The 23,227-nt window shown below is 73.0% G+C and carries 27 protein-coding genes and 1 pseudogene; 9 read left to right on the forward strand and 19 right to left on the reverse strand.

Annotated features, from left to right (window positions below; all coding sequences use genetic code 11):
• Positions 1–68 precede the first annotated feature (68 nt).
• From trpA to ACGFNH_RS01095, 7 genes are all read right to left on the reverse strand, one after another.
• Positions 69–884, reverse strand: coding sequence for a tryptophan synthase subunit alpha (gene trpA, locus ACGFNH_RS01065; protein WP_393650854.1), 816 nt, complete (start codon positions 882–884; stop codon positions 69–71).
• Positions 884–2,158: a tryptophan synthase subunit beta gene (gene trpB / locus ACGFNH_RS01070; protein ID WP_393650855.1), complete on the reverse strand. Its 1,275-nt coding sequence runs from the start codon at positions 2,156–2,158 to the stop codon at positions 884–886. Before trpB ends, trpA begins: the two co-directional genes overlap by 1 nt.
• A gap of 359 nt (positions 2,159–2,517) precedes the next feature.
• Positions 2,518–2,670 (reverse strand): tryptophan biosynthesis modulator TrpM, encoded by a 153-nt coding sequence (gene trpM, locus ACGFNH_RS01075; protein WP_393650856.1) that lies wholly within the window; start codon positions 2,668–2,670, stop codon positions 2,518–2,520.
• Positions 2,671–2,677: 7 nt separating this feature from the next.
• Positions 2,678–3,487 carry an indole-3-glycerol phosphate synthase TrpC gene (trpC, locus tag ACGFNH_RS01080; protein ID WP_393650857.1) on the reverse strand — a complete coding sequence of 270 codons (810 nt, stop codon included), beginning with the start codon at positions 3,485–3,487 and terminating at the stop codon, positions 2,678–2,680.
• Between the two features lie 208 nt (positions 3,488–3,695).
• Positions 3,696–4,304, reverse strand: coding sequence for a DUF2752 domain-containing protein (locus ACGFNH_RS01085; protein WP_393650858.1), 609 nt, complete (start codon positions 4,302–4,304; stop codon positions 3,696–3,698).
• 176 nt (positions 4,305–4,480) lie between these two features.
• A complete protein-coding gene (locus ACGFNH_RS01090) occupies positions 4,481–4,705 on the reverse strand; it encodes an HGxxPAAW family protein (RefSeq protein ID WP_393650859.1) in 225 nt (74 codons plus the stop codon).
• A gap of 272 nt (positions 4,706–4,977) precedes the next feature.
• On the reverse strand, positions 4,978–5,619 hold the full coding sequence (locus tag ACGFNH_RS01095; RefSeq protein ID WP_393650860.1) for a TIGR02234 family membrane protein: 642 nt from the start codon (positions 5,617–5,619) through the stop codon (positions 4,978–4,980).
• 173 nt (positions 5,620–5,792) lie between these two features.
• Between ACGFNH_RS01095 and ACGFNH_RS01100 the strand changes: the two genes are divergently transcribed.
• The 3 genes and pseudogenes from ACGFNH_RS01100 to ACGFNH_RS01110 all read left to right on the forward strand — a co-directional run bounded on the left by ACGFNH_RS01100 (position 5,793) and on the right by ACGFNH_RS01110 (position 6,583).
• Positions 5,793–6,035, forward strand: a complete 243-nt coding sequence (locus tag ACGFNH_RS01100) for a hypothetical protein (RefSeq protein ID WP_393650861.1) — start codon at positions 5,793–5,795, stop codon at positions 6,033–6,035.
• Positions 6,036–6,096: 61 nt separating this feature from the next.
• A pseudogene (locus ACGFNH_RS01105) lies at positions 6,097–6,177 on the forward strand (Clp protease N-terminal domain-containing protein); the annotation flags it as partial.
• A gap of 283 nt (positions 6,178–6,460) precedes the next feature.
• Positions 6,461–6,583, forward strand: a complete 123-nt coding sequence (locus ACGFNH_RS01110) for a Clp protease N-terminal domain-containing protein (protein ID WP_393650862.1) — start codon at positions 6,461–6,463, stop codon at positions 6,581–6,583.
• 192 nt (positions 6,584–6,775) lie between these two features.
• On the opposite strand, the gene ACGFNH_RS01115 is transcribed toward ACGFNH_RS01110, so the two are convergent.
• Together ACGFNH_RS01115 and hisI are read right to left on the reverse strand one after the other, a co-directional pair.
• On the reverse strand, positions 6,776–8,308 hold the full coding sequence (locus ACGFNH_RS01115; protein ID WP_393650863.1) for an anthranilate synthase component I: 1,533 nt from the start codon (positions 8,306–8,308) through the stop codon (positions 6,776–6,778).
• A gap of 11 nt (positions 8,309–8,319) precedes the next feature.
• Entirely contained in the window at positions 8,320–8,709 is a 390-nt protein-coding gene (gene hisI, locus ACGFNH_RS01120) for a phosphoribosyl-AMP cyclohydrolase (protein ID WP_393650864.1), read from the reverse strand.
• A 211-nt stretch (positions 8,710–8,920) separates the two neighbouring features.
• On the opposite strand from hisI, the gene ACGFNH_RS01125 reads away from it, so the two are divergent.
• Positions 8,921–9,850 (forward strand): hypothetical protein, encoded by a 930-nt coding sequence (locus ACGFNH_RS01125; RefSeq protein ID WP_393650865.1) that lies wholly within the window; start codon positions 8,921–8,923, stop codon positions 9,848–9,850.
• 261 nt (positions 9,851–10,111) lie between these two features.
• Complete coding sequence (locus tag ACGFNH_RS01130) at positions 10,112–10,750, forward strand: TIGR03085 family metal-binding protein (protein ID WP_393650866.1); 639 nt, start codon at positions 10,112–10,114, stop codon at positions 10,748–10,750.
• Between the two features lie 229 nt (positions 10,751–10,979).
• On the opposite strand, the gene hisF is transcribed toward ACGFNH_RS01130, so the two are convergent.
• The 8 genes from hisF to hisD all read right to left on the reverse strand — a co-directional run bounded on the left by hisF (position 10,980) and on the right by hisD (position 16,952).
• Positions 10,980–11,762 (reverse strand): imidazole glycerol phosphate synthase subunit HisF, encoded by a 783-nt coding sequence (hisF, locus tag ACGFNH_RS01135; protein ID WP_393650867.1) that lies wholly within the window; start codon positions 11,760–11,762, stop codon positions 10,980–10,982.
• A complete protein-coding gene (locus ACGFNH_RS01140; protein ID WP_393650868.1) occupies positions 11,759–12,169 on the reverse strand; it encodes a RidA family protein in 411 nt (136 codons plus the stop codon). Before ACGFNH_RS01140 ends, hisF begins: the two co-directional genes overlap by 4 nt.
• Positions 12,166–12,891, reverse strand: a complete 726-nt coding sequence (gene priA / locus ACGFNH_RS01145) for a bifunctional 1-(5-phosphoribosyl)-5-((5-phosphoribosylamino)methylideneamino)imidazole-4-carboxamide isomerase/phosphoribosylanthranilate isomerase PriA (protein ID WP_393650869.1) — start codon at positions 12,889–12,891, stop codon at positions 12,166–12,168. The genes ACGFNH_RS01140 and priA overlap by 4 nt, the downstream gene beginning before the upstream one ends.
• A gap of 53 nt (positions 12,892–12,944) precedes the next feature.
• Entirely contained in the window at positions 12,945–13,592 is a 648-nt protein-coding gene (hisH, locus tag ACGFNH_RS01150) for an imidazole glycerol phosphate synthase subunit HisH (RefSeq protein WP_393650870.1), read from the reverse strand.
• Positions 13,589–13,756 carry a hypothetical protein gene (locus ACGFNH_RS01155; RefSeq protein ID WP_393650871.1) on the reverse strand — a complete coding sequence of 56 codons (168 nt, stop codon included), beginning with the start codon at positions 13,754–13,756 and terminating at the stop codon, positions 13,589–13,591. Before ACGFNH_RS01155 ends, hisH begins: the two co-directional genes overlap by 4 nt.
• A 132-nt stretch (positions 13,757–13,888) precedes the next feature.
• Positions 13,889–14,482 carry an imidazoleglycerol-phosphate dehydratase HisB gene (gene hisB, locus ACGFNH_RS01160; RefSeq protein ID WP_393650872.1) on the reverse strand — a complete coding sequence of 198 codons (594 nt, stop codon included), beginning with the start codon at positions 14,480–14,482 and terminating at the stop codon, positions 13,889–13,891.
• Positions 14,479–15,618: a histidinol-phosphate transaminase gene (locus tag ACGFNH_RS01165; RefSeq protein WP_393650873.1), complete on the reverse strand. Its 1,140-nt coding sequence runs from the start codon at positions 15,616–15,618 to the stop codon at positions 14,479–14,481. The genes hisB and ACGFNH_RS01165 overlap by 4 nt, the downstream gene beginning before the upstream one ends.
• The gene (hisD, locus tag ACGFNH_RS01170) at positions 15,615–16,952 is read right to left on the reverse strand and encodes a histidinol dehydrogenase (protein WP_393650874.1); all 1,338 of its coding nucleotides are present in this window, start codon (positions 16,950–16,952) and stop codon (positions 15,615–15,617) included. Before hisD ends, ACGFNH_RS01165 begins: the two co-directional genes overlap by 4 nt.
• 177 nt (positions 16,953–17,129) lie before the next feature.
• Here hisD and ACGFNH_RS01175 point away from each other — a divergent pair, with 177 nt between their 5' ends.
• From ACGFNH_RS01175 to ybaK, 4 genes are all read left to right on the forward strand, one after another.
• Positions 17,130–18,731, forward strand: coding sequence for an oxidoreductase (locus ACGFNH_RS01175; protein WP_393650875.1), 1,602 nt, complete (start codon positions 17,130–17,132; stop codon positions 18,729–18,731).
• A gap of 464 nt (positions 18,732–19,195) precedes the next feature.
• Positions 19,196–20,188 carry a hypothetical protein gene (locus ACGFNH_RS01180; RefSeq protein ID WP_393650876.1) on the forward strand — a complete coding sequence of 331 codons (993 nt, stop codon included), beginning with the start codon at positions 19,196–19,198 and terminating at the stop codon, positions 20,186–20,188.
• Between the two features lie 11 nt (positions 20,189–20,199).
• A complete protein-coding gene (locus ACGFNH_RS01185) occupies positions 20,200–20,940 on the forward strand; it encodes an LON peptidase substrate-binding domain-containing protein (RefSeq protein WP_393650877.1) in 741 nt (246 codons plus the stop codon).
• A gap of 17 nt (positions 20,941–20,957) precedes the next feature.
• Positions 20,958–21,458 carry a Cys-tRNA(Pro) deacylase gene (gene ybaK, locus ACGFNH_RS01190; protein ID WP_393650878.1) on the forward strand — a complete coding sequence of 167 codons (501 nt, stop codon included), beginning with the start codon at positions 20,958–20,960 and terminating at the stop codon, positions 21,456–21,458.
• Positions 21,459–21,716: 258 nt separating this feature from the next.
• On the opposite strand, the gene ACGFNH_RS01195 is transcribed toward ybaK, so the two are convergent.
• Entirely contained in the window at positions 21,717–22,307 is a 591-nt protein-coding gene (locus tag ACGFNH_RS01195) for a hypothetical protein (RefSeq protein WP_393651461.1), read from the reverse strand.
• Positions 22,308–22,378: 71 nt separating this feature from the next.
• Positions 22,379–23,146, reverse strand: a complete 768-nt coding sequence (locus tag ACGFNH_RS01200) for an ABC transporter permease (RefSeq protein ID WP_393651462.1) — start codon at positions 23,144–23,146, stop codon at positions 22,379–22,381.
• Positions 23,147–23,227: the final 81 nt, after the last annotated feature.

A 23,227-nucleotide genomic window follows, 5' to 3' on the forward strand; every position in this document is an offset into this window, starting at 1 on the left:
CGCTGACGGGCTCGACGCCTGCCCCGCCGCTCCGGAGCCTGCTCCGGAAGGGTCGACGGGTGCCCTGGTCAGGCGCGACGGCGTACGCCCTCGGCCAGTTCGCCCGCCAGCTCGCGGACCCCGGCCAGCCCCGATTCGATATCGGGCGCGTCCAGCAGCCGCTTGACGAAGGCCGAGCCGACGATCACCCCGTCCGCGAACCCGGCCACCTCGGCCGCCTGTTCGCGGTTGGAGACGCCCAGCCCGACGCACACCGGCAGGTCGGTCGTCGCGCGCGTACGGCGCACGAGGTCCTGGGCCTGCTCGCCCACCGACGCGCGCGTCCCCGTCACGCCCATGAGGGAGGCCGCGTACACGAAGCCCGCACCCACCGCCGTGATCTTGGCCAGCCGCTCGTCCCTGCTGCTCGGCGCCACGACGAAGACCGTCGCCAGACCGTGCTGCTCGGCGGCCTTCCTCCACGCCTCGGACTCCTCCACCGGCAGGTCGGGGAGGATGCAGCCCGCTCCCCCGGCCTCGGCCAGCTCGGCGGCGAAGCGCTCCACGCCGTAGCGGTCGACGGGGTTCCAGTACGTCATGCACAGCACCGGCGCACCCGTCGCGGCGTGCGCCTCGCGGACCGTACGGATCACGTCGGCGATGCGGACGCCACCGCGCAGGGCGATGTCGTCGGCGGTCTGGATGACCGGACCGTCGAGGACCGGGTCGCTGTGCGGCAGCCCGATCTCGACGATGTCGCAGCCGCCCTCCAGCATCGCGGTGACGGCGCGCACGCCGCCGTCGACCGAGGGGAAGCCGGCAGGGAGGTAGCCGACCAGGGCGGCGCGTCCCTCGTCCTTGGCCTTGGCCAGCACCGACCCCAGCAGTTCCAGGTTGCCCGCCATCACTTGGCTCCCTCGGTCTCGTCGACCGCGTCCGCCTCGACGGCGTCCGTCGGCTCGTACAGCCCGAAGTAGCGGGCAGCGGTGTCCATGTCCTTGTCGCCGCGGCCCGAGAGGTTCACCAGAACCAGGCCGTCCTCGCCCAGCTCGCGGCCGAGGTCGAGCGCCCCGGCGAGCGCGTGTGCGCTCTCGATCGCCGGGATGATGCCCTCCGTACGCGACAGCAGCCGCAGCGCCTGCATCGCCTGGTCGTCGGTGACCGGGCGGTACTCGCCGCGTCCCACGTCCTTGAGGTACGCGTGCTCCGGCCCGATGCCCGGGTAGTCCAGGCCGGCGGAGATCGAGTACGGCTCCGTGATCTGGCCCTCGTCGTCCTGGAGGACGTAGCTCCGCGAGCCGTGCAGGATGCCGGGCTCGCCGACGCTCAGGGTCGCGGCATGCTCACCGGACTCCACTCCGTGGCCCGCGGCCTCCAGACCGACCAGGCGCACCCCCTCGTCCGGGATGAACGCGTGGAACAGCCCGATCGCGTTGGACCCGCCACCGACGCAGGCGGCGAGCGCGTCCGGAAGCCGGCCGGTGCGCTCCAGGATCTGGCGGCGCGCCTCGACGCCGATGACCCGGTGGAAGTCCCGGACCATGGCGGGGAAGGGGTGCGGCCCGGCGACGGTGCCGAAGAGGTAGTGGGTGCGGTCGACGTTGGCGACCCAGTCGCGGAACGCCTCGTTGATCGCGTCCTTCAGCGTCCGGCTTCCGGACTTCACGGCGACGACCTCGGCGCCGAGCATCCGCATCCGCGCGACGTTGAGGGCCTGGCGCTCGGTGTCGATCTCGCCCATGTAGATCACGCACTCGAGCCCGAAGAGGGCGCAGGCGGTGGCGGTGGCGACGCCGTGCTGGCCCGCGCCGGTCTCGGCGATGACGCGGGTCTTGCCCATGCGCTTGGTCAGCAGGGCCTGGCCCAGCACGTTGTTGATCTTGTGCGAGCCGGTGTGGTTGAGGTCCTCCCGCTTGAGGAAGATCCGCGCGCCGCCGGCGCGGCGGGCGAAACGCGGCACCTCTGTGAGCGGGCTGGGACGGCCGGTGTAGTCGACGAGCAGCTCGTCGAGTTCGGCGGCGAAGGCCGGGTCGGCCTTCGCCTTGTCGTACTCGGCGGCGACCTCGTCGACCGCGGCGACGAGTGCCTCGGGGATGAACTTGCCGCCGAAGGCACCGAAGTAGCCCTGGGGGCTGGGAATCCGACCATCCGGGTCGGGCACAAAGAAGTCAGAGGACATCCGATGTACTCCTCGGACGGGGCCGACGGCCCCGCAATGTCGTTATGTGAACACGGTACGCGGGGTGCCTGCGCTCGCCGCTCCGCGGCATGACGGCCGAAGCCGGTCGTACGGGCGTGGGTGCCGTTGCCGGTCGGGCGTACAGGCCATGTGCCCGTACGTTCACCGGGCTTGCCGGGCGGGACGGCGACCTGGGCATGATGCCGCGGCGCCGAGCCGTCGGGCCGGCGGTGCGATGCCGACCGCGCAGCCCGGCTCAGCGGCCGGTGGGGACATGCCTCGGGGCGCCGCCGAACCACGGTCCGTACGGCCCGGTCCGCCGCGGCGCGCGGCCGCGGGTCCGGAACACCGCCGGGTGGCTACAGCGCAGGGCCTCCGGGCCATCGCATGCCGTTGACCTGCCCCGGCTCGCAGCCGATCACATAGCGCACCCGGCGTCCCCGGACGCGCCGTGCGGGCGCACGGCAGCCGCGCGGCCTGCAGCCGCGCGCGAGCCGTGCGTAGGCGTGCATCCCCGTCTCAGCCCCGTCCGTGCCGCAGTGCGGGGTGGGCGCCGGCGGCGACCAGGTCGGCGACGGCCGCCTTGGGGTCCCGGCCGGTGACCAGGGACTCGCCGACGAGGACGGCGTCCGCGCCCTGGTTGGCGTACGCGATGAGGTCGTGCGGCCCGCGGACGCCCGACTCCGCGACCTTCACGATGTGGTCGGGGATCTCCGGCGCGATGCGCTCGAACGTCCCCCGGTCCACCTCGAGAGTCTTGAGGTTACGCGCGTTGACGCCGATGATTCGCGCCCCGGCCTCCACCGCCCGATCGACCTCCTCCTCGTCGTGGACCTCGACGAGGGGGGTGAGCCCGATGGACTCGGCCCGCTCGACCAGCGACACCAGCGCCTCCTGGTCGAGGGCGGCGACGATCAGCAGGACGAGGTCGGCGCCATAGGCGCGCGCCTCCCAGAGCTGGTACGAGGTGACGATGAAGTCCTTGCGCAGCAGCGGGATGTCGACCTTGGCCCGTACGGCCTCCAGGTCGGCGAGCGAGCCCCCGAAGCGGCGCTCCTCGGTCAGCACGCTGATGACGGCCGCGCCGCCCGCCTCGTAGTCGGAGGCGAGCCCGGCGGGGTCGGCGATCGCGGCGAGGGCGCCCTTGGACGGGCTGGAGCGCTTGACCTCGCAGATGACATTGACGCTGTCGCCGCGCAGCGCGGCGACCCCGTCCTTGGCCTGGGGAGCCTTCGCGGCCAGCTCCTTGAGTTCGTCGAGGCTGACACGCGCCTGCCGCTCTGCGAGGTCGGCGCGGACTCCGTCGATGATCTCGTCGAGCACACTCACGCGAGCGGCCCCCTTCCGGGACGGGTACGGCTACGGGTACGGAGCGGACGGTTGGCACCTGCACGGCGCCGCCCCAGCAGGCGATGCACGAGGCACTGCGATGGTATCCGGCCGGGGGCGGAGGTCCCGCATCCGGTGGGCCGCGGTCCCACCACCTGGACGTTTGTGGGAGTTCCCGGGGCCCGCGCGGCTCCTGTGACGCCGGAGATCATGGCACGAGCCCGGTCCCGAAAGGCGAATTCCGGACAACGGTGAAGAGCACCACGACGGCCGCGAGAGACCACCCCTGGGAAGCGCGTACACGGAGCCCCAGCGGGCGCCCCCGTACGGCCCGCAGGAGCCAGAAGGTCCAGAGGGCGGCGAAGGCGGCGTACGCGGCGACGGCAAGGGCGTTGGCGCCGAGCGCGGCGGTCAGGTCGCCGTGCGCGACGGCGTGGGCGCTGCGCAGACCTCCGCAGCCCGGGCAGTAGAGGCCGGTGAGGTGGAGCAGCGGGCAGACGGGGTAGTGGCCCGGCTCGCCGGGGTCCACGGCACCGACGTAACCGAAGGCGCCGACGACGGCGGCCAGGGTGGCGAGCGGCGCGGCCAGGGCGGCGGCCCGGCGCGCCGAGGGTGCGGTGGCGCGGGGCTGGACGGGTGCGGTGGCGCGGGGCGCGGTGGGCCCGGCGTCCGCCGCGGGGAGCACGGACGGTGCGGACGGTGCGGCCTCTACGGGCCCTGTGGTCTGCGCGGAGTGCGCGGTCTGCCCGGGCCGGAGGGTTCGCGTGGGCCGGACTGCCCGTACGGGTTGCGGGGATTGCACCGTTTCGTCGGTCACACCATCGAGTCTCCCCGCAGACGCACAGCGGCGCAGCTCCGGACCTCGTACGGGCCGACGGGCCGTACGGGGCAGGAGCTGCGCCATGTGTGCGGCACACGGCCCCGCGCGGCGACGCGCAGGGCCGAACAGCGGCTCGGACTCCGGACGCGGCGCCTCCGGGCCGGGCGCGGGCCTCAGCTCTGGGCGGTGGCCTCGGAGGCGGCGGGCTTCTCCTGGCCCATCCCCGCGGCACGCATCGCCATGCCCACAACACCGCCGAGTGCGACGACGACGAGCCCGGCCAGGACGCCGAGGGGCTGGGCCGCCACTGTGAAGACACCGGCGATCAGGAAGCCGATGAAGGCGACGGTGACGCCGGTCCAGGCCGCCGGGGTGTGTCCGTGGCTGCTGCCCGCCATGAGTACTCCTCGTTGCTGTGTCGCGCGCCCGGATCCCGGGGCGTCGAAGGCTCAGCGGTCATTGTCCCCGACGCGTGGGGGTGCCGGTGATCGGGGGGCTCCGCGGACGCGCCGGGCGCCGCGGCGTGGCCCTGAGGGGTGGCTCGCGACGACGTGGGACCGCATGGGCGGCTCTCCCGGGCGGGCCTTCCAGGGGGCGGCTCTCCCGGGTGGGCTTTCAGGGGGCGGCTCTCCCGGGTGGGCTTTCAGGGGAAGGACCTCACGCGGTGGTCCTACCGGGCGCCGGCCTCGCCGGTGGGGTCCTCACCTCGGTCCAGGGCCTTCCATATCTCCTCGGGCCGGTCGGGGTCGGGCGCGCGGCGCGTGCCGCCGGGAGCCGGACGGCCACCGCGTTCGTAGCGCCCCGACATGGCCGGCCAGTGACGTCCGTAGCGGAGGGCGAGCAGCCCGGCGAGAAGCAGCAGCGCCCCTCCGGCGGCGGAGACCCAGGGCCAGGCGGTGTGCGTGACGTGCGCGACGCCGGCACCGGTCAGGCCGGTGGCCTCGGCGGCCTCGGCCTCCAGGGCGCCGGAGTCGGAGCCGCCGAGGACGGAGGTGAGCACGGCGGCCGCGCCGCTCAGCGCGAGCAGGGCGGCGACAAGGGCGCGGCCACTGCGCCGCACCGCGAACACCGCGACGAGCGCGGCGAGTCCGACGACGGCGAGCGCGGCGGGGAGGCCGGTCACGTCCCGGCCTTTCGCGGTCAGCGGCTGGGCACCCTGGGCCGCGGTCGACAGGCCCTCGCTCCAGGTCTGGCCTCCGGCGAGCAATGCGAGCGCGGCGCCGAGCGCGCCGAGCAGCAGGGCGATGGCAAGGCTGCGCCGCGCCGAAGGCGGCGGGGCCTGGGGTGTACGGGGATGAGGTACGGCACTCACCCCACCACTATGACGCGTCGGACATTCCGGCCCTCAAGGGGGTCACCCCCCGCACCGCCCGGCCCGCCCCTCCTCCCGCGCGGTGCGGTCCGGCGCGGGACCTTCCGTCCGGCCCGTGGACCGATCTGTCAGGACTTCTTGACACGCCAGCCTGTCAGGCTAGCCTGACAACCATGACAGGAAGGGACACGCCCGCCTCGCTGGCCGGCCGGGTCACGGACAAGGACCCAGCAGTCGGGCTGCACGCCGTCGTCTCGCTGCGGCGGCTGCTGGAGGAGCTGGAGCGGCTGCACGTGGACAACGCCCGCGAGCAGGGCTGGACTTGGCAGCGCGTCGCCGACGCGCTGCAGATCAGCCGCCAGTCCGTCCACGAGAAGCACGCCGGCAGACGCAGGGCCATGGGCAGGGAGAGCTGAGTTGTTCGAGTACTTCACCGACCGTGCGAAGCAGGCGCTTCTCGCGGCGCAGGACGAGGCCGTGGCCTTCGACCACGACTACATAGGGACGGAGCATCTGCTGCTCGGGCTCGCCGCCGTGGACGACAGCACCGCCGGGCGGCTCCTGGCCCGGCACGGCGTGGACGCACCGCAGGCGCGGCAGGAGACCGCACGGATCCTGGAGTCGGCCGGCGTCACCGGGGACGGCAGGCAGACATCCAAGGACGCCCTCGCCACGCTCGGCATCGACGTGGAGGAGATCAAGCAGCGGGCCGACGCCGCCTTCGGCCCCGGCGCGTTCCAATTCCCGCGGCCCGTCTACGACGAGGGCGCGAAGAAGACGCTGGAACTTTCCGTACGCGAGGCGCACTCCCCGGGGACAGGAACGCATCGGCACCGAGCACATGCTGCTCGGCCTCCTCGCGGACGACGAGGCGGTGGCGATCGGTGTCCTGGACGCGCTCGGCGTCCGGGTGGCGGCGCTGCGACACGCCCTTCCGACCCACCTGGACGAGGGCCCGTCCTGAGGCGAGCGGACGTCACCCCGGGGGCTGTCGCCCACTCCCCCGGGCCCTTCGGCTCACCCGGCCATCACGGGCCGCGCCCGCCGGCGCCAACGGCCGCTCTCCCGCAGCCCGTTGGCGGCGCGCATCGGGCGGATCTGCGGTCCCGGCACCCGAGCCCTGTGCCCGGTGCCGGGCCCGGGCGGCCAGGTCGTCCTACGGCGCGGTGAGCCCGCTCGCCATCGCCACCGCGCGCAGCACGGCGGAAGCCTTGTTACGGCACTCCGTGTCCTCGGCCACGGGGTCGGAGTCGGCGACGACGCCCGCGCCCGCCTGTACATAGGCCGTGCCGCCGCGCAGCAGAGCGGTGCGGATGGCGATCGCGGTGTCCGAGTCGCCCGCGAAGTCGAGATAGCCGACGCAACCGCCGTACAGCCCGCGGCGGGTGGGTTCCAGCTCCTCGATGATCTGCATCGCGCGGGGCTTGGGTGCGCCGGAGAGCGTCCCGGCCGGGAAGCAGGCGGTGAGGACGTCGAAGGCCGTACGCCCCTGGCCGAGGCGGCCGGTGACGGTCGAGACGATGTGCATGACGTGGCTGTAGCGCTCGATCGACATGAAGTCCACGACCTCGACGCTGCCCGGATCGCAGACCCGGCCGAGGTCGTTCCGCCCGAGGTCGACGAGCATCAGGTGCTCGGCCCGCTCCTTGGGGTCGGCGAGCAGTTCCTCGGCGAGGGCGGCGTCCTCCTGCGGGGTCGCGCCGCGCGGCCGGGTGCCCGCGATGGGGTGCACCATCGCGCGGCCGTCCTCGACCTTCACCAGGGCCTCGGGGCTGGAGCCGACGACGTCGAAGCCCTCCCCGCCGTCCACGCCGGGGAAGCGGAAAAGGTACATGTACGGGCTCGGGTTGGTGGCCCGCAGCACCCGGTAGACGTCCAACGCCGGGGCGGGGCACGGGGTTTCGAACCGCTGCGACGGCACGACCTGGAACGCCTCCCCCGCGCGGATCCGCTCCTTGATGTCGTCGACCGCCTCCTGGTACGAGCTACCGCCCCACCGTGCCGTGAATGCGGGCACCTGAGAGGACGGCAGAACGGCGGCGCTCGCCGGGACGGGCCGGGACAGGTCCGCGGCCATGGCGTCGAGGCGGGCGACCGCGTCCGCGTACGCCTCGTCGACGCCGGTGTCGAGGTCGTTGTGGTTGATCGCGTTGGCGATCAGCAGGACCGTGCCGTCCCAGTGGTCGAGGACGGCGAGGTCCGAGGTGAGCAGCATGGTCAGCTCGGGCAGGCGGAGATCGTCCTCGGTGCTGTCGCCGATCCGCTCCAGACGCCGCACGATGTCGTAGCCGAGGTAGCCGACCATGCCGCCGGTGAAGGGCGGCAGATGCTCCTGGGCGGCCAGGTCGCGCGGGGTGTGCAGGGTCTCGACGGTGGCGCGCAGCGCGGCCAGCGGGTCGCCCGAGACCGGTACGCCGACGGGCGGGGTGCCGAGCCAGTGGGCCTGGCCGTCGCGGACGGTGAGGGTGGCGGCGCTGCGAACACCGACGAAGGAGTACCGGGACCAGGAGCGGCCGTTCTCCGCGGACTCCAGCAGAAAGGTGCCGGGCCGTTCGGCGGCGAGTTTGCGGTAGAGGCCGACCGGAGTGTCGCCGTCCGCGAGCAGCCTGCGGCTGACGGGGATGACGCGGCGGTCGGCCGCCAGCTTGCGGAAGGTCTCGAGGTCCATCGTGGCAGCACCCGTGGTCATGGGGCGGGATCCTAGTCCGCCCGCGGCTCCCGCGCGGACGTGTCCAGGGGGAGCTCATCGGCGTCGAAGCAGGTGCGGTCGCCGGTGTGGCAGGCGGCGCCGACCTGGTCGACCTTCACCAGAACCGTGTCGGCGTCACAGTCCAGGGCGACGGACTTCACGTGCTGGACGTGTCCCGAGGTATCGCCCTTCACCCAGTACTCCCGGCGGCTGCGGCTCCAGTACGTGCAGCGCCCGGTCGTCAGGGTGCGGTGCAGCGCCTCGTCGTCCATCCAGCCCAGCATGAGCACCTCGCCCGTGTCGTACTGCTGGGCGATGGCCGGAAGAAGCCCGTCCGCGCTCCGCTTCAGACGGGCGGCGATGGCGGGGGCGAGGCCGGAGGGGCGCGGGGTGCTGGACATGGACTCCATTGTGCCGCGTGTGCGCGGCGCCGCGGACGGACGCCCTCCGGCGGGCGGGCGGGGGCGACGGGCCCGCGTGCTCGCGGTGGACAGAGCCGGGTCCGGTGCCGCCGTCCAGCGGCGGGCGCCGGTGGCGGCGGTCCGGCTCCCGATTCGCCTTGCAGCGCGGACCGATGGGCTGATTGTCGGTGCGATAGGGCATGCTTCCCGCATGACTTTCCCGCCCTCGCCGCACGAGCCCACGCCGCCCTCCCCGGGGGGCGGCTTCGGCCCTCCGCAGGGCTTCGGCCCCGTCGACGGCCAGGGGCAGGCGCCGGGCCAGGGGCAGCCCGGCCAGGGACAACCGGGCTATGGGCAACCCGGCTATGGGCAGGCGCCGGGACACGGGCCGGCACCGGGACACGGGCCGGCACCCGGCTACGGACAGGCACCCGGCTACGGGCAGCCGCCTTCCGGCTACGGGTCGCCCCAAGGCATGGGCCCGGGCGGCTACGGCCCGTTCCCGCCGCCCCAGCCGCCCTCCGGCGGCGGCCCGAGCGGCCCGAGGATGGCCGCGATCTTCATCGGGGGCGTGCTGGTGGCCGGTCTCGCCGTGGGCGGCTTCCTGTTGCTGGCGGGTTCCGACGACGGCGGCGCCACAGCCGACGCCAAACCCCGGGCCTCCTCCGGGAACCGGTCCGGCGACGGCCGGGCGGACGACGGCGCCGCAACGCCGTCCTCCCCCTCCTCCGCCTCCGGCGACCCGACCGGCAGTGCGTCGCCCTCGCCGGGCGACCTGGTGCCGTTCGTCGTCCTCAAGCCGGGCAAGTGCTTCGACCACCCGGCGCTGGACGGCTCGGTCGGCGTGATCGAGACCCGCCCGTGCGGCGGCCCCCACGACGGCGAGGTGATCGCCAACCGGACGCTCAGCGGGTCGTACTCCTCCGAGACCCAGTTGCAGAACAAGGCGCTGGAGCTGTGCGAGACGGCGGTGTCGAACCGGATGAAGTCGGTGCCCGAGGACGGCCGCCAGTACTTCAACTACGCCCTCTATCCCTCCCTGGACACCTACAGGGTGCGCCAGGAGAAGCGGATCTCCTGCGCGATGACACTCAGCGACGGCATCGGCGGGAAGAAACTGACCGCGCCGCTGCCCGGCTGACCCGGTCCGGCCCGCGACCGGCCCGACCGCCCGGAGCGGGCGGCACCCGCAGTTCCGCGTTGCGGGAAGCACGGCACTTCCGCGCCCCGCGACGCATCGGTGCCTCCGCGACCCCGCGGCGCCCCCACCGGCAGCCCTCCCGCACCAGCCGGGGCACTGCTGCCGGACCGCAACGAGACCACGCCCGGGCCCGAGCATGCAGGGACAGGGCCGGTGGGCGGCATCCTGGCCGGGCGCCCTGGCCGGTCGTACGCTGGCCATATGTCGACCCATGCGAAACGTGAACGCCTTCTTCTCGCCGATTTGTTGGAGTCCGCCGGCCCCGGGGCACCGACGCTGTGCCAGGACTGGACGACCCGCGATCTGGCCGCGCACGTCGTGATGCGGGAGCGACGGGCCGACGCCGCCGCGGGCATCCTCTTCAAGCCGCTGGCCTCGCGGATGGAGCGGGTGATGGCGGAGTTCGCCGCGAAGCCGTACGAGGAGCTGATCCAGCTCATCCGCAGCGGCCCGCCGCGGTCCTCCCCGTTCGCGCTGAAGCAGATCGACGAGGCCGCGAACACGGTGGAGTTCTTCGTGCACGCCGAGGACGTGCGCCGCGCCCAGCCCGACTGGACACCGCGCGAGATCGACACGGTGTTCGCCGACGTCCTCTGGGCGCGCCTGGAGCGCGGGGCCCGGCTACTGGGCCGCAAGGCATCGGTGGGCCTGGTGGTCCGCCGTCCCGACGGCCGTACGGCGGTCGCCCGCCGCGGCACGCCCGTGGTCACGGTCACGGGGGAGCCCGGCGAGTTGACGCTGTTCCTCTTCGGCCGCCAGCGCGTGGCGCGGGTGGAGATGGAGGGCGACAAGGAAGCGATCGCGCGGGTCCAGGACGCGCCGCTCGGCCTGCCCACGTAACTGCCCACGTAGAGCACGTGGAGTCCCGGTCTCCGGTCCGCCCGTGCCCTTACGGGGCGTCGGTCGCGGACCGGAGCCGGATGCGGGTCGACCGGAGTCGTGCGCGGGGCCGCGGGCCCGACGGACCACGGCTCAAGGACCGCGGCTCAACGGACTTCGGGTCACCAACCGCGGCGCAAGGACCAGGAGCTGAACAAACCAGAAGCGCAGCGGACCAGGAGTTCCGGACTCAGCGGACCGGGTGGCCCGCTGCCCGCAGGGTCTGCTTGACCTCACCGATCCGCAGATCGCCGAAGTGGAAGACGGAGGCGGCGAGCACCGCGTCCGCGCCGGATGCGACCGCCGGCGGGAAGTCGTCCAGCCGCCCCGCGCCACCGGATGCGACCACCGGGATGGTGACCTGCTTGCGGACGGCCTCGATCATGGCTGTGTCGTAGCCGTCCTTCGTCCCGTCGGCGTCCATGGAGTTCAACAGGATCTCGCCCGCGCCCAGTTCGGCCGCGCGGCGCGCCCACTCCACCGCGTCGAGGCCCGTACCGCGCCGCCCGCCGTGCGTGGTCACCTCGAAGCCGGACTCGGTGGCCGGTCCCCCGTCGGGAGTCGCGGTGCAGCGCCGGGCGTCGACGGACAGCACCAGGACCTGGCTGCCGAAGCGCTCGGCGATCTCGCGGATCAGCTCGGGCCGGGCGATGGCGGCGGTGTTGACGCCGACCTTGTCGGCACCGGCGCGCAGCAGCTTGTCCACGTCATCGGTCGTGCGGACCCCGCCGCCCACGGTGAGCGGGATGAAGACCTGCTCGGCGGTGCGCCGCACGACGTCGTACGTCGTCTCGCGGTCGCCCGAGGAGGCCGTGATGTCGAGGAAGGTCAGCTCGTCGGCGCCCTCGGCGTCGTACAGCTTGGCCATCTCGACGGGGTCTCCCGCGTCGCGCAGGTTCTGGAAGTTGACGCCCTTGACGACCCGACCGCCGTCCACGTCCAGGCAGGGGATGACTCGGACCGCCAGGGTCACGGCGCGGACTCCTCGGAGTTGCCGCGGAAGGCTTCGACTTCCACCTCGACCAGGACGCGGGAGTCCACGAAGCCGGAGACCACGACGAGGGTCGCGACCGGGCGTACGGCGTCGAAGATCTCCTTGTGCGCCCGGCCGACGGCGTCGACGTCGCGCTGGTGGGTGAGGTACATACGGGTGCGGATGACGTCCTCGGCTCCGAGGCCGAAATTCTTCAGCGCGGTCAGGGCGTTGCTGAACGCCGCGCGGGCCTGCTCGTACGGGTCGCCCTCGCCCTGCAGCACTCTGCCGGTGAACGGCATCGTGCCGGAGACGAGGACCCGGTCGCCGGCCGCGACAGCGCGCGCGAAACCGATCGTCTCTTCCCAGGGGCTGTCGGACTGCACTCGCTGCACGCCTTCGCTCATCCGGACACTGCCTCCAACGCTTCTCGCAGGGTGAACGCCTTTGCGTAGAGCGCCTTGCCGATGATGGCGCCCTCCACACCTTCCGGTACGAGACTGGCGATGGCCCGCAGATCGTCCAGCGAGGAGACGCCTCCGGAGGCGACGACGGGCTTGTCGGTCGCGGCGCAGACGTTCCTCAGCAGTTCGAGGTTGGGGCCCTGAAGCGTGCCGTCCTTGGCGATGTCGGTGACGACGTACCGGGCGCAGCCCTCGGCGTCCAGGCGCGCCAGCGTCTCGTAGAGGTCGCCGCCGTCACGGGTCCAGCCGCGCCCGCGCAGTGTCGTGCCGCGGACGTCCAGGCCGACGGCGATGCGGTCGCCGTGCTCGGCGATGACCTTGGCGACCCACTCGGGGGTCTCCAGGGCGGCCGTGCCGAGGTTGACGCGGGTGCAGCCGGTGGCCAGCGCCGCGGCCAGGGTGTCGTCGTCGCGGATGCCGCCGGACAACTCGACCTTGATGTCCATGGCGTGGGTGACCTCACCGATCCGGGCCCGGTTGTCGCCGGTGCCGAAGGCGGCGTCGAGGTCGACCAGATGCAGCCATTCGGCGCCCGCCCGCTGCCAGGTGAGGGCGGCCTGCAGGGGGTCGCCGTACGAGGTCTCGGAGCCGGACTCGCCGTGGACGAGGCGGACGGCCTGGCCGTCGCGGACGTCGACGGCGGGGAGGAGTTCGAGCTTCGGCATCACGGGGCTCTCAGTGCTTTCAGTGCTCAGGGGGGACACGGGGCTCACGGGGCTCACAGGGTGTTGATCCAGTTGGTCAGGAGCTGGGCGCCGGCGTCGCCGGACTTCTCGGGGTGGAACTGGGTGGCCCACAGCGGACCGTTCTCGACGGCGGCGACGAACCGTTCGCCGTGCGTGGCCCAGGTGACCTTCGGCGCGCGGATGTGGGCGTTGCCGGTCTCCAGCTCCCAGTCGCGTACGGCGTAGGAGTGCACGAAGTAGTAGCGGGCGTCGGCGTCCAGGCCCGCGAAGAGCCGGGAGTCCTCGGGCGCCTCGACGGTGTTCCAGCCCATGTGCGGGACGACGTCGGCCTTCAGGGGTCCTACGGTGCCGGGCCACTCGTCGAGCCCCTCGGCCTCCACGCCGTGCTCGATGCCCCGGCTGAAAAGGATCTGCATACCGACGCAGATACCCATGACGGGCCGCCCGCCGGCCAGGCGCCGCCCGACGACCCAGTCACCGCGGACCTCCTTGAGCCCGGTCATGCAGGCGGAGAAGGCGCCGACACCGGGGACGAGCAGACCGTCGGCGTTCATGGCCGTGTCGTAGTCGCGGGTGACCTCGACGTCGGCGCCGACGCGGGCAAGGGCGCGCTCGGCGGAACGGATGTTGCCGAAGCCGTAGTCGAAGACGACGACGCGCTTGGCGGATCCGGCGCTCATGCCAACACCCCCTCCAGGCGCAGGACGCCGGCGGCCAGGCACATCAGGCAGGCGATGCCGAGCACCACGATCACGCCTTTGGGCATCTTCTGCTTGGAGAAGGAGATGACGCCGCCGAGCAGGAACAGCCCGACGATGATCAGGAGGGTGGACAGGGTGTTCACAGCGTCCCTTCGTTCGCCCCGGCGACTGCCTGGGCCTCCGTCACAGCACAGTTCCGTTCGCTTCTCCGCCCGCACGGCGCACAGGCGCGGCCACCACCATCACCCGCGACCCGGCGCCAGTACGTGCGTCGCTCACAGCGCGCCCTTCGTGGAAGGCAGGATCCCGGCAGCGCGGGGGTCGCGCTCGGAGGCGTAGCGCAGGGCGCGGGCCAGGGCCTTGAACTGGCACTCGACGATGTGGTGGGCGTTGCGCCCGTACGGGACGTGGATGTGCAGGGCGACCTGTGCCTGTGCCACGAAGGACTCGAAGATGTGCCGGGTCATGGTCGTGTCGTACTCGCCGATCATCGGCGCCATGTTCTCCGGCTCGGTGTGCACCAGGTACGGGCGGCCCGACAGGTCCACGGTCACCTGGGCCAGCGACTCGTCCAGCGGCACCGTGCAGTTGCCGAAGCGGTAGATGCCCGTCTTGTCGCCGAGCGCCTGCTTGAACGCCGCGCCGAGCGCCAGCGCGGTGTCCTCGATGGTGTGGTGGCTGTCGATGTGCAGGTCGCCGTCGGTCTTCACGCTGAGATCGAAGAGACCGTGGCGGCCGAGCTGGTCGAGCATGTGGTCGTAGAAGCCGACCCCGGTCGCCACATCGACCTTGCCGGTGCCGTCGAGGTCGATCTCGACGAGGACGGACGTCTCTTTGGTGGTGCGCTCCACGCGGCCCACGCGGCTCATCGGTTCAACTCCTTCATCAGATCGCGCACCGCATCGAGGAACGCGTCGTTCTCTTCCGGGGTGCCCGCGGTGACGCGCAGGCGGCCCGGTACGCCGTTGTCACGGACCAGCACACCGCGGTCCAGCAGGGCCTGCCACACGGCATGGGCGTCGACGGTGGGGGCCCCTCCCACGCCCTTGAGGCTGTGGGGGAGGCCGAACTGCACGAAGTTCGCGTCGGATTCGGTGACATCGAGGCCGATGGCGCGCAGTTCGGCGACCAACCGGTCCCGCTCGGCCTTGAGCTGTTCGACGTACCCGAGCAGCGTATCGGTGTGTTCCAGCGCGGCCAGCGCGGTGGCCTGGGTGACGGCCGAGAGGTGGTACGGCAGGCGCACGAGCTGGACGGCGTCCACGACCGCCGGGTGGGCGGCCAGGTAGCCCAGGCGGAGCCCGGCCGCGCCGAAGGCCTTGGACATGGTGCGCGAGACCACCAGGTTCGGGCGCCCCTCGATCAGCGGCAGCAGGGAGGGGCGGTGGCTGAACTCGCCGTACGCCTCGTCGATCACGACGAGGGAGGGCTTGGCAGCCTGCGCGGCCTCGTACAGCGCCAGTACGGTCTCGGCCCCGACCGCCGTGCCCGTGGGGTTGTTGGGCGAGCAGATGAAGACGACGTCCGGCTTCCGCTCGGCGATGGTGGCGGCCGCCGCCTCCACGTCGATGGTGAAGTCCTCGTTGCGCGGGCCGGAGATCCAGCCGGTGCCGGTGCCACGGCTGATCAGCGCGTGCATCGAGTACGACGGCTCGAAACCGATGGCCGTGCGGCCGGGGCCGCCGAAGGCCTGGAGAAGCTGCTGGATGACCTCGTTGGACCCGTTGGCGGCCCACACCTGGGCGGGCTCGACCGTGTGTTCCGTGGTCCGCGTCAGATACGTGGCCAGCGCGGCGCGCAGCTCGACGGCGTCCCGGTCGGGGTAGCGGTTGAGCTCGCGGGCGGCCTCGGTGACGCGCTCGCCGATGCGCTGCACGAGCGCCTCGGGCAGCGGGTACGGGTTCTCGTTGGTGTTCAGGCGTACGGGCACGTCGAGCTGCGGCGCGCCGTACGGGGACTTGCCGCGCAGCTCGTCCCTGATGGGCAGATCGTCGATGCCGGTCACTGGTCCGGAACCTCTCCGTCGAACCGGGCCTTGAGAGCGGCCCCGTGCGCGGGCAGGTCCTCGGCCTCGGCGAGGGTCACGACGTGGTGCGTGACCTCGGCGAGGGCGTCGCGGGTGTAGTCCACGACGTGGATGCCGCGCAGGAAGGACTGCACGGACAGGCCGGAGGAGTGGCAGGCGCAGCCGCCGGTGGGCAGCACGTGGTTCGAACCGGCGCAGTAGTCGCCCAGCGAGACGGGTGCGTAGGGGCCGACGAAGATCGCGCCCGCGTTGCGGACCCGCGCGGCGACGGCGGAGGCGTCGGCGGTCTGGATCTCCAGGTGCTCGGCGGCGTAGGCGTCGACGACCCGCAGGCCCTCGTCCAGACCGTCGACGAGCACGACGGCGGACTGGCGGCCGGCCAGCGCTTCGGCGATGCGCTCGCGGTGCCGGGCGGCGGCGACCTGGGTCTTCAGCTCGGTCTCGACCTGCTCCGCCAGCTCGACGGAGTCGGTGACGAGGACGGCGGCGGCCAGCGGGTCGTGCTCGGCCTGGCTGATCAGGTCGGAGGCGACGTGCACGGCGTCGGCGGTGGCGTCCGCGAGGACGGCGATCTCGGTCGGGCCGGCCTCGGCGTCGATCCCGATACGGCCCTTGAGCAGACGCTTGGCGGCGGCGACGTAGATGTTGCCGGGGCCGGTGACCAGGTCGACCGGCGGACACTCGTCGGTGCCGTACGCGAACATCGCGATGGCCTGGGCGCCTCCGGCCGCGTACACCTCGTCGACGCCCAGCAGGGCGCAGGCGGCGAGGATCGTGGGGTGCGGCAGCCCGCCGCCCCAATGACCGGGAAAGAGGGCCTTCTGCGGGGGCGAGGTGACGGCGACCCCGCCGACGCCCGCCTCCTGGGCCGGGACCACGTTCATCACGACCGAGGACGGATAGACGGCGCGGCCGCCCGGGACGTAGAGGCCGACACGCTGTACGGGCACCCAGCGCTCGGTGACGGTGCCGCCGGGGACGACCTGGGTGGTGTGGTCGGTGCGGCGCTGCTCACGGTGGACGAGGCGGGCGCGGCGGATGGACTCCTCCAGCGCCGCGCGCACCTGCGGGTCGAGTTCGGCCAGGGCGCGGTCGAGCTCCTCAGCGGGTACGCGGACCCGCTCGATGCGCACACCGTCGAATTCTGCCGCGTAGTCGATCAGCGCCGCCGAGCCGCGATGCCGTACGTCGTCACAGATCGGCCGCACCTTCTCCAGGGCGGCCTCGACGTCGAATTCGGCACGGGGCAGCAGGTCACGCAGGGCGGCACCCTCGGGAAGGGCGTCACCGCGCAGATCGATACGGGAGATCACGGAGCCAATTGTCTCAGACCGGTTCCGGTGCGCGGTCGCGCGTATCAGTGGCTGATACACGCCTCTGCAGCGAATTCCTTGACACTGCTGACCGTTAGCGTTCAGGCCGTTACGGAACGGGAATAGGGAGCTTGAAGGAGCCGTGTGGGCCGCGCGGCTCGGAAAGGGGCTGCGAAGGTGTCCGGAGCAGGTGACGGTGAGCCGCCGGAGGGCCTGGAGCTGACCCCGGCCGAGTGGGGGATGTGGCAGGCGTTCCGCAATGGAAGCACTCATGATCTTCGCACTCGCAATCCCGTACACGATGATCCGGAGGGCCAGTACCACTGGGGGCCCGACCGCTCCGTCCGGGCGCGCATCGTGGCGCTCTTACTCCTCGACGGCCCGCCCCCGCAGCCGGGGCGGGTCGCCGCACTCAAGCTGACCGGTGCGTTCATCACCGGCACGCTCGATCTGTCCGGCGGCACCATCGAGCCGTACGTCGAGTTGTTCGGCTGCCGTTTCGAGAACGAGGTCCTGCTGCCCGAGTCCCGCTTCTCCACGCTGCGCCTGGTGTCCTGTGCGATACCCCGGCTCGAGGCCGCCCGGCTGACCACCGAGGGGGATCTGCATCTGGCCCGCTGCACGGTGCGCAGCGGCATACGCCTCACCGACGCGCACATCGGCACCGACCTCATGCTCAACCAGCTCACGGTCTACAAGGACCGCAAGGGCCGCTCCATCTCGGCGGACGGCATGACCGTCGCCCAGGACCTGCAGGCCGAAATGATGGAGTCCTACGGCGAGTTCAGCCTGCGCGGCGCCCAGATCGGGGTGTCGCTGAGCCTGCGCGGCAGCCGGCTCAGCAACCCGTACGGTCGGCGCGCGCTCAACGCCCCGCAGCTCACCGTCGAGCGGTCGCTCTACATGACGGCGGCCGGGCTCAGCTCCTCGCCGCTCGCCGGCTCCTCGGGCACCACACCGCCGTTCGGGATCACGCCGACCCGTGGCACGCGCATCCAGCACTTCGAGTGCGAGGGCGGGGTGCGGCTGGACGACGGGCGGTTCGGCGACGCCGTCGACTTCTACCAGGCCCGCTTCGTCATGGACGCAGGTCAGGAGGTGTCGCTGCGCCGCATCCAGACACCCGAGCTGCGCTTCCTCGGCGAGCGGCCGGAGCGGGGCCGGGTGGTGCTCTCGGGCTCGAAGGTCGTCAATCTCGTCGACAAGGCGACGAGCTGGCCGGGGCCCGGCGGTCTGGCGATGGCCGGGTTCGCGTACGAGACGCTGATACCGCGCGGCTCCTTCCCGCTGTCCGAGCGGCTGGAGTGGGTGGCCGCAGCGACCCCGGAGTACGCCCCCGAGCCGTATGAGCAACTGGCGGCCGCGATGCGGGCGAGCGGCGAGGACTCGGACGCGCGGGCGGTGCTGCTGGCCAAGCAGCGGCGGCGCCGGGAGACGCTGCCGCTGGCGGGCAAGCTGTGGGGCTATCTCCAGGACTGGACCGTGGCCTACGGCTACAAGCCGGGACGGGCGGCGTTGTGGATGGCGGTGCTGTGGGCGGTCGGCACGCTGCTCTTCGACCGGAATCCGCCGGCGGAGCTGCGCGACGGCGAAGCGCCGCACTGGAACGCCATGTTGTACGCGCTGGACCTGCTGCTGCCGGTCATCGATCTGGGGCAGGCGACGTTCTGGAAACCGGTGGGGCGCTTCCAGTGGGCGGCCTCGGTCATGATCCTTCTGGGCTGGATCCTCGCCACGACGGTCGCGGCGGGCGCGTCGCGCGTCCTGCGCCGCAGCTGACCCCGTACGACCGGACGTCCGCTGCCGTACGGCCGGACGTCCCACCCACCTGCGGCAGGACTCCGCGAGGCCGGGTGCGCCGGCGCCGTCCCGCCCGAGTCGGCGGGGAGCGTGCGGGCGGCACCCAGGGGCGGCCGAAGCGCAGGTAGGGGTCAGGTTCGGGCGTGGAGGCGCGAGCGGAGCTGCGGGGGCGTACGGGAGCGCGGGCGGCGCGGCAACCGCTTACCTCCCCGGCCTTTCACGCCCCCTGCGACCTGCACTCTTTACCCGGTATTGACCATTCCGAAAGCAACCTTTCCAACGATACAAAAGCTTCACCGAATTGCCCTGGCGCGCCCCCGACCTGCACCTTTCAATGAGCGCAGAACGCGCACCACACGGACCAGCAAACCGGACATACTCCCGTCCCCCCACAGCCCGGAGGCACCGTGGTCTTCCTCCGAGCGTTGATCACCACGGCTCGTATGATCCGCCACACCCCCCTCCTCGCCGCCGGTCTGCCACCCGACGACGACGTCCTGCTCGACGCGCCCGACGAACGGCTCGGCCCGGCACTCGCCGCCGCCGGGCGGGGCGAGCACCGCCCGGCGGCCGCGCTGCTCGCGGCGACCCGCGAGGCCGCCGAGTGGGAGTCGCGCGACCGGTACGCCACCTGCCTCGCGGTCTTCGCGCGCCACCGCTCCGACTGGTTCGCCCAGTGGCTCGCCTCCGCGCCCCGCGACCCGGACGCGGCGCTGGTCAGGGCCGAACTCGCGGTCCGGGCAGCATGGGAGTTGCCCGGCCGCGCCGAGCCCCTGCGCGAGACCGTGCCGCTCATCGAGTCCGCGGCACGGGCCGCGCCGGGCGACCCGGTGCCGTGGCGTCTCGCGCTCGACCACGCGCGCGGCACCGACGCCCCGCGCAGCGACTTCGACGCCCTGTGGGCCGAGGCCGTGAAGCGGTCCCCGCACCACTACGGCTGCCATGTCGCCGCGCTGGAGTACCTCAGCGCCCGCTGGCACGGCTCCCACCACGCGTGCTTCGACTTCGCGGAGCGCGCGGCCGAGCAGGCCCTCCCCGGCTCTCTGCTGCAAGCCCTGCCCGTCCGGGCCTCGTTGGCCGCGCTGCTCGCCGAGGAGCGCCGCCCGGAGAGCAGCACCGTGGTCGCCCTCAGCGGTCGCATCGACAGGGCGGCGGACCTGGCGATCGCCCTGTCGGCCCGCTATGTGCCCGGCGACCCCTGGCCGGCGGAGGTCCGCAACCTCCTCACGTACGTCCTGATCGTGCGGGGGCGCTGGGTCGAGGCCCTCGAACAGTTCCGGCTGATCGGCCCGTACGCGACCGGTTTCCCCTGGAGCGATGTCTGCGACGACCCGCTCGGTCAGTTCCTGGAAGCACGCGACGGCGTCCGCATCCAGGTCGCCTCCACCATGCCCCTGCGTCGACGGTCCGGCAGGGCCGCGGCAACCGGCCATTAGGCTTGAGCGTTGTGACTGTCGTGCGCCTGCCACTCTTCCCGCTGAATTCGGTGCTGTACCCGGGCCTCGTGCTGCCCCTCAACGTGTTCGAGCAGCGGTATCGCGCCATGATGCGCGACCTGGCGAAGCTGGACGAGGAGACGCCTCGCCGGTTCGCCGTCGTCGCCATCCGCGACGGCCACGAGGTCGCGCCCAGCGCCCCCGGCATGCCGGACTCCACCGCCCTGCCCGAGCGCGGGCCCGGGGCCGGCTTCGGGGACGACCCGCTGCAATCGTTCCACCCGGTCGGCTGCATCGCGGACGCGGCCACCATCAGGGAGAAGAGCGACGGCGGCTTCGACGTCCTGGCCACCGGCACCACGCGCTTCCGCCTGCGGTCGGTCGACGCCTCGGGCGCGTATCTGATGGCCGAGACCGAGCTGCTCGAGGAGGACGAGGGCGAGGGCGCCGGGGCACTCGCCTCGGGCGTCATGCGGGCCTTCCGGACGTACCAGAAGCGGCTGGCAGGGGCGAACGAGCGGTCGCTGATGGAGGAGCAGGAACTCCCCGACGAGCCGTCCGTGCTGTCGTATCTGGTCGGCGCGGCCGCGGTGCTGGACACCCCGGCGAAGCAGCGGCTGCTGGAGGCCCCGACCACGGCGGAACGGCTCCGGCAGGAGCTGAAGATGCTCCGCGTCGAGAGCACGCTGATCCGGGGGATCCCGTCGCTGCCGGCGGTGGATCTCACGCGGCAGCCGACCATTCCCAACTGAGCGAGGAACCGGGGACCTTGGGAAAGAAGAAGCAGAAGGCCGGCCCGGGCGGGACGCCCGCCACGGTCGCCCTGACCGACGCCGGCACGGACTTCACGGTGCACGCGTACGAGCACGACCCGTCCGCCGCGTCGTACGGCGAGGAAGCCGCCCGGGCGATGGGCGTGGAGCCGGAGCGGGTGTTCAAGACGCTGCTGGCCGAGGTCGACGGCGCCCTGACGGTGGCCATCGTCCCGGTCGCCGGGTCGCTGGACCTGAAGGCCCTCGCGGCGGCGGTGGGCGGCAAGCGTGCGGTGATGGCCGATCCGACGGTGGCGGAGCGCACCACCGGCTACGTACGGGGCGGGATCTCGCCGCTGGGGCAGCGGCGCCGGCTGCAGACGGTGCTGGACGCCTCGGCGTCGTCGTACGGCACCGTGTGCGTGTCGGCGGGCCGCCGCGGGCTGGAGGTCGAGCTGGCCCCGACGGATCTGGCGACGCTGACGGGCGCGGTACTGGCCCCGATCGGCCGCGCGTAGGCGCCCCGGGCGACGCCGGAGGGGCGTACGGCGGGGCGGGGGCAGGCAGCCACGCCGGTCCCCGTCAGGACCGCTCGGAAGGGCGCAGGAGGCCCCGGGGGTCGGAGCTGGCCAAAGGCTGTGGGTCCCTGGTCGGACAGAGGACGCCGGAGGGCTCCGGGTCCCGGGGTCGGACAGGGACCGGAAGTTCCGGGCCCCGGGTCGGACAGGGCCGGAGGGCTCCGGGTCCGGTGTCAGACCGAGGTCCCGGGTCCGAGGTCAGACAGGGGTCGGAGGCTCCGGGTCCCGGGGGCCGAAGATGCCCGTGAGACAGAGGTGAACCGCCGTGGCCGCGATCGGCCAGGCCAGCAGCGCGCCCTTCGCCCGGAGCTGCAGCGGCGCGTCGAAGGTCTTGCCCTTCCCCACGGCGCGGGCGTGCGCCGCCACGTCCTGCGCCGGGCCGAGCCAGACGCCCAGCCGCCAGGCCAGGACCGAGGCGAGCAGGGCGCCCACCGCCGTCCCGATGACGATCGCGATGCCGCCACGCCGGAAGAACCAGAAGACGACCGCGCCGGTGAGCACGCCGAGGCCGGCGGCGATCAGCACGAACGTTCCGTCCGCGCCGATCGCTTCCTCGCCCTCGGAGTTCTTGATGAAGACGGCCTTGCCGTCCGAGACCAGCGGGACCCGCGGGGCCAGCCAGAGCCAGAGCAGGCCCAGCGCCACCCCGGCGACCGTCACTCCCAGCGCCAGCAGCGCGCCCTGCCGCAGCTCCACCCCCAGGCCCGGCCCGTCGGGGTCCTCGGGGTACGGCCCGCCGGCGGCGGAATTCCCACGCGGGTCGTGCGGATACTGGTCGTGCGGTGTCATCGGTGCGGTCACCCCGTCATCGTGCCAGGCCGGAGCCGTACCGGATCGAGCAGGACGCCTGTGCTGGCGCGTCATCGGACCGCCGCCCGCCGGTAGGCCCAGGTGGCGACGGCCAGCGACACCACGCCGACCGCCGCGCAGACCGCGAGGTCCGCGACGACCACGAGCCAGTCCGGCCGTGCCTCGAAGGTGCGGGCCAGCGCCTCGACGCCGTACGTCGACGGCAGCAGGTCCCGGGCCCAGGACACCGGGCCCGGCAGGTGCGCGGCAGGGAGCACGCCCAGCAGCAGCGCGGCGGACATGCCCAACTGGCCGAGCAGCGTGGCGATTTCCTGGCGCGGGGCCAGGAGGCCGAGCGCGGCGCCGAGTCCGGCGAGGGCGGCGCCCGCGAGCGGGATCACGGCCACCAGGATCCACAGATGCGTCAGCGGCAGGCCGAAGAGCAGGCTGCCGACCACCGCGGTGACGGCCGTACCGGGCGCGGTGAACGAGGCGTACGCCCCGGCCGCGCCGAGCACCACCGCGGCCGGCGGCACGGGCAGCGTGGCGTAGTGGTCGAGCCCGCCGCCGGCACGGAGCTGCCCGAAGTACTGGGCGAGAAGGTTGAGCGCCACGAAGGCCACGACGAGGACGCTCGACCCGGCGACCACGGCGCGCGCCTCGTCGCCGCCGTCGACGACCCCGCGCATCAGCACCATGATCCCGACGCTCTGGAACGTCGCGACGAACAGCAGCGGGATACGGGCGACGCGGGCCCGCGAGAGCTGGGCGCGGTAGACGGCGGCCAGGGCGGGCAGCAGGCGTGCGCGGGGGGCGAGCGGAGCCGCCGCACCGGGCAGAGGCTCGGCCTCCTGGGATCCGGTCGCAGGGGATCCGCTCTCGTGGGACCCGGCTGTCGCCGTCACCTGCCCGGACACCGC

Source organism: Streptomyces sp. NPDC048639, assembly GCF_043199075.1.
Lineage (GTDB): Bacteria > Actinomycetota > Actinomycetes > Streptomycetales > Streptomycetaceae > Streptomyces.

Bases quoted from the DNA above. Each gene is read 5' to 3' on its own strand.
- trpA (WP_393650854.1), bottom strand. From the start codon at position 884: ATGGCGGGCAACCTGGAACTGCTGGGGTCGGTGCTGGCCAAGGCCAAG.
- trpB (WP_393650855.1), bottom strand. From the start codon at position 2,158: ATGTCCTCTGACTTCTTTGTGCCCGACCCGGATGGTCGGATTCCCAGC.
- trpM (WP_393650856.1), bottom strand. From the start codon at position 2,670: ATGCACGCCTACGCACGGCTCGCGCGCGGCTGCAGGCCGCGCGGCTGC.
- ACGFNH_RS01090 (WP_393650859.1), bottom strand. From the start codon at position 4,705: ATGGCGGGCAGCAGCCACGGACACACCCCGGCGGCCTGGACCGGCGTC.
- ACGFNH_RS01100 (WP_393650861.1), top strand. From the start codon at position 5,793: ATGACAGGAAGGGACACGCCCGCCTCGCTGGCCGGCCGGGTCACGGAC.
- ACGFNH_RS01110 (WP_393650862.1), top strand. From the start codon at position 6,461: ATGCTGCTCGGCCTCCTCGCGGACGACGAGGCGGTGGCGATCGGTGTC.
- ACGFNH_RS01115 (WP_393650863.1), bottom strand. From the start codon at position 8,308: ATGACCACGGGTGCTGCCACGATGGACCTCGAGACCTTCCGCAAGCTG.
- hisI (WP_393650864.1), bottom strand. From the start codon at position 8,709: ATGTCCAGCACCCCGCGCCCCTCCGGCCTCGCCCCCGCCATCGCCGCC.
- ACGFNH_RS01125 (WP_393650865.1), top strand. From the start codon at position 8,921: ATGACTTTCCCGCCCTCGCCGCACGAGCCCACGCCGCCCTCCCCGGGG.
- ACGFNH_RS01130 (WP_393650866.1), top strand. From the start codon at position 10,112: ATGTCGACCCATGCGAAACGTGAACGCCTTCTTCTCGCCGATTTGTTG.
- ACGFNH_RS01140 (WP_393650868.1), bottom strand. From the start codon at position 12,169: ATGAGCGAAGGCGTGCAGCGAGTGCAGTCCGACAGCCCCTGGGAAGAG.
- priA (WP_393650869.1), bottom strand. From the start codon at position 12,891: ATGCCGAAGCTCGAACTCCTCCCCGCCGTCGACGTCCGCGACGGCCAG.
- hisH (WP_393650870.1), bottom strand. From the start codon at position 13,592: ATGAGCGCCGGATCCGCCAAGCGCGTCGTCGTCTTCGACTACGGCTTC.
- hisB (WP_393650872.1), bottom strand. From the start codon at position 14,482: ATGAGCCGCGTGGGCCGCGTGGAGCGCACCACCAAAGAGACGTCCGTC.
- ACGFNH_RS01180 (WP_393650876.1), top strand. From the start codon at position 19,196: ATGATCCGCCACACCCCCCTCCTCGCCGCCGGTCTGCCACCCGACGAC.
- ACGFNH_RS01195 (WP_393651461.1), bottom strand. From the start codon at position 22,307: ATGACACCGCACGACCAGTATCCGCACGACCCGCGTGGGAATTCCGCC.